This window comes from Neptunomonas concharum, assembly GCF_008630635.1.
Lineage (GTDB): Bacteria > Pseudomonadota > Gammaproteobacteria > Pseudomonadales > Balneatricaceae > Neptunomonas > Neptunomonas concharum.
Window position 1 is genome coordinate 2044489 of the sequence record NZ_CP043869.1, and the last position, 12752, is coordinate 2057240.

General features: G+C 47.4%; 10 protein-coding genes. 2 read left to right on the top strand and 8 right to left on the bottom strand.

Annotation, left to right across the window (positions count from 1 at the left end):
• Nucleotides 1–5 precede the first annotated feature (5 nt).
• From ruvB to ftsY, 3 genes are all read right to left on the bottom strand, one after another.
• On the bottom strand, nucleotides 6–1019 hold the full coding sequence (gene ruvB / locus F0U83_RS09560; protein WP_138988323.1) for a Holliday junction branch migration DNA helicase RuvB: 1014 nt from the start codon (nucleotides 1017–1019) through the stop codon (nucleotides 6–8).
• Nucleotides 1020–1022: 3 nt separating this feature from the next.
• The gene (gene ruvA / locus F0U83_RS09565) at nucleotides 1023–1652 is read right to left on the bottom strand and encodes a Holliday junction branch migration protein RuvA (protein ID WP_138988324.1); all 630 of its coding nucleotides are present in this window, start codon (nucleotides 1650–1652) and stop codon (nucleotides 1023–1025) included.
• A 74-nt stretch (nucleotides 1653–1726) separates the two neighbouring features.
• Nucleotides 1727–2983 carry a signal recognition particle-docking protein FtsY gene (gene ftsY / locus F0U83_RS09570; RefSeq protein ID WP_150036807.1) on the bottom strand — a complete coding sequence of 419 codons (1257 nt, stop codon included), beginning with the start codon at nucleotides 2981–2983 and terminating at the stop codon, nucleotides 1727–1729.
• Nucleotides 2984–3242: 259 nt separating this feature from the next.
• On the opposite strand from ftsY, the gene F0U83_RS09575 reads away from it, so the two are divergent.
• Entirely contained in the window at nucleotides 3243–4820 is a 1578-nt protein-coding gene (locus F0U83_RS09575; RefSeq protein WP_138987740.1) for a cation:proton antiporter family protein, read from the top strand.
• Nucleotides 4821–5023: 203 nt separating this feature from the next.
• Nucleotides 5024–5659 carry a HEAT repeat domain-containing protein gene (locus tag F0U83_RS09580; protein ID WP_170221820.1) on the top strand — a complete coding sequence of 212 codons (636 nt, stop codon included), beginning with the start codon at nucleotides 5024–5026 and terminating at the stop codon, nucleotides 5657–5659.
• Between the two features lie 120 nt (nucleotides 5660–5779).
• Here the strand turns inward: F0U83_RS09580 and prpF are convergent, their stop codons facing one another.
• The 5 genes from prpF to F0U83_RS09605 all read right to left on the bottom strand — a co-directional run bounded on the left by prpF (nucleotide 5780) and on the right by F0U83_RS09605 (nucleotide 12619).
• The gene (gene prpF / locus F0U83_RS09585; RefSeq protein WP_138987738.1) at nucleotides 5780–6961 is read right to left on the bottom strand and encodes a 2-methylaconitate cis-trans isomerase PrpF; all 1182 of its coding nucleotides are present in this window, start codon (nucleotides 6959–6961) and stop codon (nucleotides 5780–5782) included.
• A 198-nt stretch (nucleotides 6962–7159) separates the two neighbouring features.
• On the bottom strand, nucleotides 7160–9766 hold the full coding sequence (gene acnD / locus F0U83_RS09590; RefSeq protein WP_138987737.1) for a Fe/S-dependent 2-methylisocitrate dehydratase AcnD: 2607 nt from the start codon (nucleotides 9764–9766) through the stop codon (nucleotides 7160–7162).
• Between the two features lie 66 nt (nucleotides 9767–9832).
• A complete protein-coding gene (prpC, locus tag F0U83_RS09595) occupies nucleotides 9833–10963 on the bottom strand; it encodes a bifunctional 2-methylcitrate synthase/citrate synthase (RefSeq protein ID WP_138987736.1) in 1131 nt (376 codons plus the stop codon).
• A 74-nt stretch (nucleotides 10964–11037) separates the two neighbouring features.
• Nucleotides 11038–11928, bottom strand: a complete 891-nt coding sequence (prpB, locus tag F0U83_RS09600; protein ID WP_138987735.1) for a methylisocitrate lyase — start codon at nucleotides 11926–11928, stop codon at nucleotides 11038–11040.
• Nucleotides 11921–12619, bottom strand: coding sequence for a GntR family transcriptional regulator (locus F0U83_RS09605; RefSeq protein ID WP_246077773.1), 699 nt, complete (start codon nucleotides 12617–12619; stop codon nucleotides 11921–11923). Before F0U83_RS09605 ends, prpB begins: the two co-directional genes overlap by 8 nt.
• Nucleotides 12620–12752 lie beyond the last annotated feature (133 nt).

A 12752-nucleotide genomic window follows, 5' to 3' on the forward strand; every position in this document is an offset into this window, starting at 1 on the left:
GAGGTTTATTGATCCGAGTCAGGCTTCTGAATACCGAAGTGGAGGTAGGCATGATCTGTTACGACTCGCCCACGCGGTGTGCGCATCATATAACCTTGTTGAATCAGATAAGGTTCCAGCACATCCTCTATGGTATCTCGCTCTTCGCTGATTGCCGCTGCAAGGCTGTCGATACCAACCGGCCCACCTGAAAATTTCTCAATCATAACCAACAAAAGACGTCGGTCCATATGATCGAAGCCTTGCTCATCAACACTAAGCATATTCAGTGCAAGATCTGCAATATCCCGTGTAATCCTTCCCTGCCCTTTAACTTCGGCATAGTCTCTCGCACGGCGAAGAAGACGATTAGCTATACGCGGCGTGCCTCGGCTTCGCTTAGCAACCTCTTTTGCCCCCTCTTCGTCAATATGGGTACCAGACAGTTCTGCCGAGCGCATAACAATGTGGGTCAGGTCTTCAATATTGTAGAACTCTAAGCGCTGGACAATACCAAAGCGGTCACGTAGTGGCGATGTAAGCGAACCGGCTCGGGTCGTCGCTCCCACCAAAGTAAAAGGAGGTAGGTCCAACTTAATTGAACGGGCAGCGGGACCTTCACCAATCATGATGTCGAGTTGATAATCCTCCATAGCGGGGTAGAGAACCTCTTCAACATTAGGGCTAAGCCGGTGAATTTCGTCAATAAAAAGAATATCGCCGGGTTCGAGATTAGTGAGTAACGCCGCAAGATCACCCGCCTTTTCAAGAATAGGGCCTGAGGTTGTTTTGATATCTCCGCCCATTTCATTAGCAATAATATTGGCTAACGTGGTTTTACCTAAGCCTGGTGGCCCGAAAATTAATGTATGATCTAAAGCCTCTCCACGATTTCTCGCTGCATGGATGAATATCTCCATCTGCTCTTTAACGACTGGCTGACCTCGATAATCAGCGAGCTGTTTGGGGCGTATAGCCCGATCGTGTTGTTCTTCGACGGGGGAGCTTTTAGGCGCAATAAAACGATCCGCTTCTATCATCGGTTATTGCCCTGAAACCATAGAGCGTAGCGCCAAACGAATTAGAGACTCAGAACTAACATTCGTTCCTAGCTCTTTCTCTGCTTGAGCAACCGCTTTGGTTGCCTGTGCAGGCTTGTACCCCAGCGTCAACAGCGCACTTTCAGCCTCATCTCTATAGTGATTTACCGATGGTTGTTCGACAAAGTCACCGCCACTTAAAGAGAAATCGGCAGGCGCTTCTTGGTGAAACTGCTTTAACTTGTCCCGTAGTTCAACAATCAGTCGTTCAGCCGTTTTTTTCCCAACGCCAGGAATACGAGTTAGAGCAGTAGCATCATCACGCTGCACACATCCGATAAAATCTTCCGTAGTCATGCCTGATAAGATAGACAAGGCAAGCTTAGGACCAACACCATTGGCTTTGATCAGTGCTCGAAAAAGACTGCGTTCCTGCTTATCGATAAAGCCATAAAGCAACTGTGCATCTTCTCGAACAACAAAATGCGTATGGATCAGAACTCCCTGACCAATCTCAGGTAACCGAAAGAAGGTATTCATAGAAGCTTCTACTTCATAACCTACGCCCTGTACATCTACCATAAGGTGCGGTGGTTGCTTTTCTACTAACTCACCTTTTAAACGTCCGATCAAAGCTTTTGCCCTACAAGGATTTAAATATGGTTAAATATACAGTACTTTACTCAGATTACCAATCCTTAGCGCGTCTAATCAAACAGCGCATTAACGAACTCTTCAGCCACAAATGGCCTTAAGTCATCAACCTGTTCTCCCACACCGATAAAGCGAATCGGTAATCCCAACTGTTTAGCAATGGCAAAAATAATTCCACCTTTTGCGGTGCCGTCCAACTTTGTAAGCGTGATGCTGGTAACACCCACAGCGTCTTTGAATATTTTGGCTTGGCTCATGGCATTTTGGCCTGTACCCGCATCCAAAATAAGCATCACCTCATGGGGCGCAGATTCATCAATTTTTTTCATGACACGCACCACTTTTTCCAACTCTTGCATCAAGTGATCTTTGTTTTGCAAACGCCCCGCTGTATCTGCTATCAGTACATCTATATTTTTGGATTGAGCAGATTGCAGCGCATCGTATAACACCGATGCTGAGTCAGCCCCTGTATGCTGAGCAACGACTGGCACATTATTTCTTTCACCCCAGACTTGTAGCTGCTCAACCGCTGCTGCACGGAATGTATCCCCTGCAGCAAGCATGACTGATTTACCTTCACTCTGGAATCGCTTCGTCAGCTTGCCAATGGTGGTGGTTTTACCAACACCGTTAACACCAACCATTAAAATTACATAAGGTTTATGCCCAGAGATCACAAGGGGTTGCTCAACTTGATCAAGCAAAGCCGCTAGCTCTCGTTTGAGGGCCTGATGAAGTGCTTCGGCATCGGCAAGCTGCTTACGGGCAACCCGATCCGTTAGGCGATCGATAATATCTGTAGTCGCCTCTACGCCAACGTCTGCGGTCAACAGCAACGTTTCAATATCTTCCAGCAGTTCATCATCAATCTCTTTTTTCCCTAAAAAGAGGTTACCTAGCTGCTCTGATAAGTTCGCTTTTGTTCGGCTTAGTCCCGCCTTAATACGCGCAAACATACCTTTCTTTTCTGGCTCTGGCTCTGGCTCTGGCTCTGGCTCTGGCTCTGGCTCTGGCTCTGGCTCTGGCTCTGGCTCTGGCTCTGGCTCTGGCTCTGGCTCTGGCTCTGGCTCTGGCTCTGGCTCTGGCTCTGGCTCTGGCTCTGGCTCTGGCTGAATGGTAGTGCTTTCAACGGAAACAACATCCACTTTCGTGGTGCTCTCTTCTGCTTTTGTAGCCACATCAGTTTCAACGGATACTACGTCTCTGCTCTCTGATTGCTCTACAGGCTGAGCAGCCTCATTAATAGACTGATTCTCCTTAGTCTGTTCATTACCCGAGGAGAAAATAGATTTCAGCTTCTTAAACATTCATATTCCCAATGCACAAATTGATAACAGAGCAAAAAACAACCGCGTGGAGATGCTTTTCAGGAGCACTATCTTAACATAGAGCTAGGCTGTACAAACCCGTTGCCACTAAATAGATTTGCCCTGCTTAAGTATACCATTTGAGGAATAACATAATTATCTTGGTCGATGCTTAGGAAACTACAATAAGAATCAGAATTTACGTATATAATTGCCAGTTACAACCCTCTTACATCTAATGTGAAATAGTTAAGCGCGTATGGATTTTATTTGGATTTTGTTTGCTTTTGTTTGCGGTTTGCTAGTCAAGCTGGCAGGCCTCCCCCCCCTTATTGGCTTTTTATGTGCAGGTTTTATTCTTCACGCCATTGGTATTGAGCCAACAGATTCTCTTAATACGCTGGCCGACCTTGGCATTACGCTCATGCTGTTTACTATCGGCTTAAAACTACACGTTAAAGATTTACTAAAAAAAGAGATTTGGGCGAGCACTCTCTCCCATATGGGTGTATGGGTTATCCTTATCGCTGCGCTGGCACTGCTGTTGTCGCTCATTAGCCTTCCCTACTTTACCGATTTCGATCTCAAAACAGCGGCTTTATTAGGTTTTGCGTTAAGCTTTAGCAGTACCGTTTGCATCGTAAAATTACTTGAAGAAAGTGGCGAGATGAAAACACGCCACGGCCAAATAGCCATTGGTGTGCTGGTTATGCAGGATATCGCTGCCGTTATATTCTTGGTGATAGCGACCGGCAAGCTTCCTACTATTTGGGCAATAGGCTTACTGGGCTTAGTCTTTGTACGGCCACTTTTAGATGCGCTTCTCAATCGAGCAGGCCACGGTGAAATGCTGCCGCTGACGGGCTTTTTCTTAGCTCTTGGCGGCTACGAGTTATTCTCTCTGGTGGGCGTTAAAGGCGATCTTGGAGCACTCATTTTTGGCATGCTGCTCAGTCATCATACAAAAGCGAGCGAGCTAACGAAATCGCTGTTAAGTTTCAAAGATATCTTTTTGATCGGTTTCTTCCTTTCTATCGGTTTCACCGCATTGCCTACTTGGTCGATGCTTGGCATGGCTTTTCTACTGTCGTTACTGCTATTAATCAAATTTGCTATGTTCTTCCATATATTTACTCGTCTGCAGCTTCGTGGCCGAACGGCTTTTTTAGCCTCTCTGGCTTTAAGTAATTTCAGTGAGTTTGGGTTAATCGTTGCTGCATTAAGCGTAGATTCAGGTTGGCTAAGCAAAGAGTGGTTAGTCATTCTTGCCTTAGCCGTATCTTTATCTTTCATACTAACCAGCTTGTTCTACCGCCATGCTCACTCTTTCTACCGCCAACATAAAGAGGTCATTAAGCGCCATGAAAGCCCTACACGCTTACCTGAAGATCGCTTTATACAACCTCCACATGTAGAAATACTCGTCATCGGCTTAGGTCGAGTCGGGAAAGGTGCATTTAAAGCATTGCAAAATATGCTGGATCAACGCGTCGCTGGAATGGATGCTGATCGAACACGCGTTAAACTCTACCAGCAAAAAGGTATGAACGTATTTTTTGGAGACGGTGAAGATGCTGATCTTTGGGAGAGCTTTGATACAAGCCCAATAAGGCTGGTGTTATTGGCACTTCCCTCTATCCAAGATGATATTAATATTACCATTCAACTCAGAGAAGCAGGTTATGAAGGCCAAGTTGCCGCCATTGCCCGCTATGAAGATGAGAGGGAACAACTTTTGGCAAGCGGCATAAACAATGTCTTTAACTTCTACACAGAAGCCGGAACAGGTTTTGCTGAGGAAAGCTTAATGTTAATCGGCGAAAGCAGCTGTAATTAGTAATGGTAAGTATGGCTTTCAAGCAGTCCTATCACCGCATAATTTTTTTAGTAACTGGGCTTATTGTATCTGGTGCAATCTACGTCACTCGAACTAACGCTGAGAGCCTACCGGATATCACGTACCAGGCGGGAAAAGTAAGTTTATCAGCTCCTGCCACCTCGAATATTAAGTTATTGAGAAGGCTATCTGATGAAGCAGATATGGAAGTCATTTTAATTGGTCAACCGACTGAAATTATTCAAGACTGGTTCTTTATTCAAACGCCACTTCGCCAAGTTATTACATCTCTCGCTTTCCCTAATGGCCTAGCACTGGTCATGAGCACCAAGCAAGAAACCATCGATAAAGCACTGATTGTCGGCAAAGGAAATAGCACTGCAATAGAAGCAGAAGATGCCGAAACTATCGCGACCTCTTCTGAATACTTATCTACCCCCACAGAAGAATATAAAGAAAACCACTCTCCAACAAAACCGTTTGTAAAAGAGCAGAAAAGCCATCTTATTTTTGATGAACATCCGACTACTCGCCAGTATGCAATTCGACACCTAGCATCAACAGGCAATGTTAACTTAATAGCCGATGCTTTGGGGGATCCTGACCCAAACGTAAGGCTTATTGTTATCGAGTCCCTTATGCATATTACGCCCGAAGTAGCCCAACCTTTATTAGGACAAATCCTTTTCTCAGATCCCGAACCTAGAGTACGCATTGCAGCCGTAAAACTTATCTCGTCCTATCCTGACACTGAAGCGTCTCGGGCATTTCTCAATCAGGCGGCAAAAGATATAAGTGCAGAAGTCAGAAACATTGCAAAAGAAGCACTTCAGTATTAAAGGCAAAAAAAACCCGCATGCGAACATGCGGGGTATAAAAGAAGTAGAAGTAGATCGTTCCTGATAGGCAGTCAGATCTACCACATCCCCACTTCAGAACTTGAGAAAGCCAGGCGTTGCTTAGAAGCAATCACCAGGTATACGCACCCAACCTTCCATTAAAACACGCGCACTACGACTCATAACCGCTTTGGTTGCAGTCCAATCACCATTTTCCTGTTCAGATGCAGCCGCACCTACACGTAGGGTGCCGGATGGATGGCCAAAGGTAACCGCGTCACGCTCGCCTCCACCTGCTGCCAAGTTCACCAAGGTGCCTGGCACTGCCGCTGCCGTAGCAATCGCAACTGAAGCGGTACCCATCATGGCATGGTGCAATTTGCCCATAGACAATGCACGGACACATACATCGATATCAGAAGCAGAGATCTGCTTACCACTAGAAGCTTCATAATCGGTTGCTGGTGCTACAAACGCGATCTTAGGCGTATGCTGACGAGCAACAGCTTCAGAAATATCGCTGATCAGGCCCATTTTAACTGCGCCATAGGCGCGCATGATTTCAAAACGTTCTAATGCTGCAGCATCAGAATTGATATCTTTTTGCAACTCGGTCCCTTTGTAGCCAATATCTTCAGCGTTAACAAAGATAGTCGGGATACCCGCATTGATCATAGTCGCCTTGAATGTACCAATACCCGGCACTTCAAGATCATCCACCAAATTACCCGTTGGGAACATGGAACCTTCGCCATCAGCTGGGTCCATAAACTCAATCACGACTTCTGCAGCTGGGAAGGTGACACCGTCTAGCTCAAAGTCGCCGGTTTCCTGAACCTGCCCGTTAGTGATCGGCACATGCGCAATGATGGTTTTCTTAATGTTTTTCTGCCAGATACGCACTGTACAGATACCATTTTGCGGGATACGTGCTGGATCAACCAGACCGCCAGAGATAGCGAACGCACCTACCGCTGCTGTCAAGTTGCCGCAATTGCCGGACCAGTCAACAAAAGCTTTGTTGATCGCTACCTGACCAAAAAGGTAATCCACATCGTGATCGGGCTCAGCGCTTTTATCCAGAATAACCGTCTTGGAAGTACTAGAGGTTGCACCACCCATGCCATCAATCTGCTGACCGTATGGATCAGGACTGCCGATCACACGCATCAAAATCTTATCGCGCGCTTCGCCCGGCTCCTGTGCCACTTCTGGCAGGTCCTGACGTCTAAAGAAAACACCTTTACTGGTTCCGCCGCGAATATAGGTCGCAGGGATTTTAATCTGTGGTACGTGTGCCATAAGAACATTATCCTGTTTTGGTTGCAGCTGTATCGGTTATATGCCGCGATTCAGAAAATTCTTAGTAACAACTACTGCGGCTATCTGCTCTTTATTCCAGCAGTAGTTATTAGTAAAAAGCCTCACTAATTAGGATGGGCGCTGCTTACTTGATTGTTTATGCTAAAAAGCAAGCAACGCCTATCAGTGCACTAAGGCTTAAGCACTTCCTTCCAAGAAGTCTTTAGCAAAGCGCTGCAGAACACCACCGGCATGGTAAACATTTACTTCAGCAGCGGTATCCAGACGGCAGGTTACAGGTACTTCTACCCGCTCACCGTTTTTACGATTGATGATCAGAGTCAGGTCACAACGTGGAGAGATTTCACCCTCAATGTCGAATGTCTCTGTACCATCGATACCATAAGTGTGACGAGTATCACCGGCTTTAAATTCAACCGGCAGCACACCCATGCCTACTAAGTTAGTACGGTGGATACGCTCAAAACCTTCAGCAACGATGGTTTCAACGCCCGCCAGACGTACACCTTTAGCAGCCCAGTCACGGGAAGAACCCTGGCCGTAGTCAGCACCTGCAACAATGATCAGGTTCTGCTTACGTTCCATGTAGGTTTCAATTGCTTCCCACATACGGCTTTCAGTACCTTCTGGTTCGATACGTGCCAGAGAGCCCTGCTTGATTTCGCCATTTTCATTGCGAACCATTTCGTTCAACAGTTTCGGGTTAGCGAATGTTGCACGCTGTGCTGTCAGGTGGTCACCACGGTGAGTTGCGTAAGAGTTGAAATCCTCTTCCGGCAGACCCATTTTCGCGCAGTATTCACCCGCCGCACTGGACGCCTGAATAGCGTTGGATGGTGACAGATGGTCTGTTGTGATGTTGTCGCCCAGTACTGCCAGAGGACGCATACCTTTCATAGTACGCTCACCTGCCAGTGCACCTTCCCAGTATGGCGGGCGGCGAATGTAGGTAGACATTGGACGCCAGTCATACAGCGGGCTTTCCGCGCGCTCAATATCACCCAGATTAAACATTGGAATGTAGATCTGCTTGAACTGTTCAGGCTTAACCGCCTTAGCGACAATTTCATCGATCTCTTCATCGGATGGCCACAGATCTTTCAGCGTAATCTCTTTGCCATCAACAACTGCCAGTACATCTTTTTCGATGTCAAAACGCACGGTACCTGCGATTGCATAAGCAACAACCAGTGGCGGAGACGCCAAGAATGCCTGCTTAGCGTGCGGGTGGATACGACCATCGAAGTTACGGTTACCAGACAGTACAGCTGTCGCGTACAGGTCGCGTTCAACCACTTCTTTTTCGATCACTGGATCCAGCGCACCGGACATACCGTTACAGGTAGTACATGCGTAAGCAACGATACCGAAGCCCAGTTTTTCCAGCTCAGATAGTAGCCCTGCTTCTTCTAGATACAGTTTTGCAACTTTAGAACCTGGAGCAAAAGAGGTCTTAACCCAAGGCTTACGTACCAGACCCAACTCATTCGCTTTCTTAGCCAGCAGGCCGGCAGCAACAACGTTGCGTGGGTTAGACGTATTCGTACAAGAGGTGATCGCAGCAATAATAACTGCGCCATCCGGCATCAAACCTTCAGATTCCTGAACTTTAGCCGCAGCCAGCATCTCATCGCTGGCAATACCACGCTCGTTCAACGCAGATGTAGGCAGGCGACGATGTGGGTTAGATGGACCTGCCATGTTACGTACAACAGTCGACAGATCGAATTCCAGAACGCGCTCATACTCTACCGCTTCAAGATCAGTCGCCCACAGGCCTGTTTCTTTCGCATACTGCTCAACCAGTGCAACCTGTTCTGGTTCACGACCAGTTAGCTTCAGATAGTCGATGGTCTGTTCATCGATATAGAACATACCAGCAGATGCACCGTACTCAGGTGTCATGTTAGACAAAGTAGCACGGTCACCGATAGACAACGTAGCTGCACCTGGGCCAAAGAATTCCAAGTATGCAGAAACAACTTTCTCGTTACGCAGGAACTCAGTCATTGCCAAGGCGATATCCGTAGCCGTGATGCCAGGCTGACGCTCACCAATAATTTTCACACCGATGATGTCTGGGAGGCGCATCATTGATGGCAGACCCAGCATGACGGTTTCAGCTTCCAGACCACCAACACCAATGGCGATTACGCCCAGCGCATCAACATGGGGGGTGTGAGAGTCAGTTCCGACACAAGTATCCGGGTAAGCAACACCATCGCGATTCTGGATCACCGGAGACATCTTCTCCAGGTTGATCTGGTGCATGATACCGTTACCGGCTGGGATCACGTCTACGTTATCAAACGCTGTTTTACACCAGTCGATAAAGTGGAAACGGTCATCGTTACGACGATCTTCAATTGCGCGGTTTTTCTCAAACGCATCGGGATCAAAACCTGGCGCTTCTACAGCCAGAGAGTGGTCAACGATCAGCTGAGTTGGTACAACCGGGTTAACTTTGGATGGGTCGCCACCCTGGTCAGCGATAGCGTCACGCAGACCTGCCAAGTCAACCAATGCAGTCTGACCCAGAATGTCATGACAGACAACACGCGCTGGATACCATGGAAAGTCCAAGGTACGTTTGTTTTCGATAAGCTGCTTCAGGCAGTCCGTCAGCGTTTCCGGCTCGCAACGACGAACCAGTTGCTCTGCCAAAACACGGGAGGTGTATGGCAGCTTAGCGTAAGCGCCTGGCTGGATAGCCTCGACAGCTGCGCGGGTATCAAAGTAGTCAACACCAGCGCCAGGTAAAGCTTTACGGTATTCAGTGTTCATATAACACCTGCTATTCATTCAGTTCATGTAAGGGAGGCGTAGAAAGCCCTCCCTGATAGCACTCAATTAAGGGCGGTCAGCGATATCAATCCACTCAGCCGACTCAGGGCCGGAGTAATCGGCACTTGGACGTATGATACGGTTGTTAGCGCGTTGCTCCATCACATGTGCTGCCCACCCAGCGACGCGAGAGCATACAAAGATCGGTGTGAATAGTTCTGTTGGAATACCCATGAAGTGGTATGCAGATGCGTGGAAGAAATCGGCATTACAGAAAAGCTTCTTCTCACGCCACATGACCGCTTCAACACGCTCAGATACTGCATAAAGGTACTCATCACCCACCTGATCGGACAACTTCTTAGACCACTCTTTGATGATCGCATTACGAGGATCAGAATCGCGATAGATTGCATGTCCGAAGCCCATAATTTTGTCTTTACGCGCCAGCATCGCCATGATTTCAGCTTCAGCTTCATCAGCTGAACGCCAGTTTTCAATCATTGCCATTGCAGCTTCATTCGCGCCGCCATGCAATGGACCACGTAAAGAGCCAATAGCAGCGGTTACGCAGCTATGAATATCAGACAACGTGGATGCACATACACGAGCAGTAAAAGTAGAAGCGTTAAATTCATGCTCTGCATAAAGAATCAAAGAGGCATGCATAACATCAACATGTAAAGGCTCAGGTTTTTTATCGTGTAACGTCCACAAGAACTGCTCGCCGATTGAGTCAGCATCCGTTTCTACATTGATACGCTTGCCGTTGTGGCTGAAGTTGTACCAGTAGTTGATGATGCCAGGAAAAGCCGCCAGCATACGATCGATGTGATCCAGTTGTTCAGAGAAGTCTTGCTCAGTTTCCAGGTTACCCAGCATAGAACAACCCGTACGCATAACGTCCATAGGATGCGCATCAGCAGGGATCTGTTCTAAAACAGTTTTCAGTGCATCTGGAAGTGCTCGCATACCCTTCAGGCGTGCTTTATAAGCATCCAACTCAGCTTGGTTTGGCAGCTTTCCATATAATAAAAGGTAAGCTACTTCTTCAAATTGTGCTTTGTCAGCCAGTTCTTTAATGTCATAACCACGGTAGGTCAGGCCTGCACCGGTTTTACCCACAGTACAGAGTGCAGTTTCACCCGCTGATTGGCCACGTAAACCTGCGCCACCCAGTTGTTTTGCTTCTGCCATCCTGTCTCTCCTTCTATTGGGGCGGGGCACGCCTCGCCCTTTTGTTCTAGTTATTGGAATACCTTAGTAGGGAATTACTTGTTTTTACCCTGAGCAAACAAAGCATCAAGCTTCTGCTCAAAATCGTGGTAATTTAAGAAATCATACAGTTCCATTCGTGTTTGCATTGTGTCGACAACCGCTTTCTGATCTCCGTCACGCAACAGCGCTTCGTAAACATTGAGAGCAGCTTTATTCGCAGCACGGAATGCTGATAGCGGGTAAAGCACCATACTTGCACCGTTGGCAGCCAGCTCTTCTGTATTGAACAGTGGCGTAGCTCCAAATTCAGTGATGTTCGCTAACAAATGGGCACCATTGATGCCATTAGCAAAGGCTTTATAGTCTTCTAGCGTATGAACAGCTTCTGCGAAAATACCGTCTGCACCAGCCTCAAGACACGCTTGAGCACGTTCAACAGCTGCATTCAGACCTTCCATCTGGAAAGCATCCGTACGTGCAATGATGAAGAAATCGTCGTCAGTCTTTGCATCAACCGCCGCTTTAACACGATCTACCATCTCTTCTAACGATACGATCTCTTTATTTGGACGGTGGCCGCAACGTTTCTGTGCAACTTGGTCTTCTAAATGCACAGCGGCAGCGCCTGCTTTTGTCATCTCTTTAATAGCGCGAGCAATATTGAATGCACCACCCCAACCCGTGTCGATGTCTACCAATAAAGGCGTTTCTACAGCGCTCGTAATACGACGTACATCTTCCACAACATCGTTCATAGATGTCATACCTAGATCCGGAAGACCATAGGAGTGGTTAGCTACACCACCACCAGACAGGTAAATTGCCTTATGGCCGACGCGTTCCGCCATCATTGCGTGATATGCGTTTGTTGTACCTACGATCTGTAGTGGTTTAGTTTCGTCCAGCGCTTTGCGGAATCGACCGCCTGCAGTCAGTTTAGCCATGATTCTCCCCTTTAAGGTCAGTTGCCATATTCAGCTTCGCTTCAATGTTTTTACGGGCAGCACTGATATGCCGACGCATCAAGAGCTCTGCCAGTTCTGGGTCTCGCGCTTCAATCGCATCCACAATCTGGTGGTGCTCTTTAAGCGCTCGCTTTGGACGAGAGCTAGATACACTGAATTGATAGCGGTACATGCGTACCAAGTGGTACAGGTCACTGCCGAGCAGTTCTAACAATTTCTCGTTTTTACTGCCCTGCACGATTCGATAATGAAAGTCGAGATCACCTTCTTTTTGGAAATAAGATCGACCTTCTAATTGTTCGACATCCCGCTCGTGCTCTTCAAGCAGCGCGCGCAGGCTTGCAATCTCATTCGCAGGCATAAATTCAGCAGCCATTCGGCATGCCATGCCTTCAAGTGCCTCACGAACACGATAGATTTCAACCAGCTCTTTGAGGCTGAGTTTAACAACCCGCGCACCCACATGAGGTTTGCGTTCAATCAAACGTAAGCCTTCTAAGCGACGTATCGCTTCTCGGAGAGGACCTCGGCTAATGCCATAGGTACGTGCCAATTCTGGCTCACTGATTTTTTGGCCCGGAGGTATATCGCCGACGATGATCGCAGTTACGATCTGTTCGCAGACTTTATCCGCTAATGTGCGGCTCTCTATGGGAATATCGTTTGCCATCTCTGTCATAACAACCTACCTCTCCAAGATTGTCGACAATCTTTATTTAAAACAACGATACAACGCTATTTTACGCTCGTCAACCGAACAAAAGTATAAAGTTGTCTACACAATACAAAAGTTTAAGGGTTTG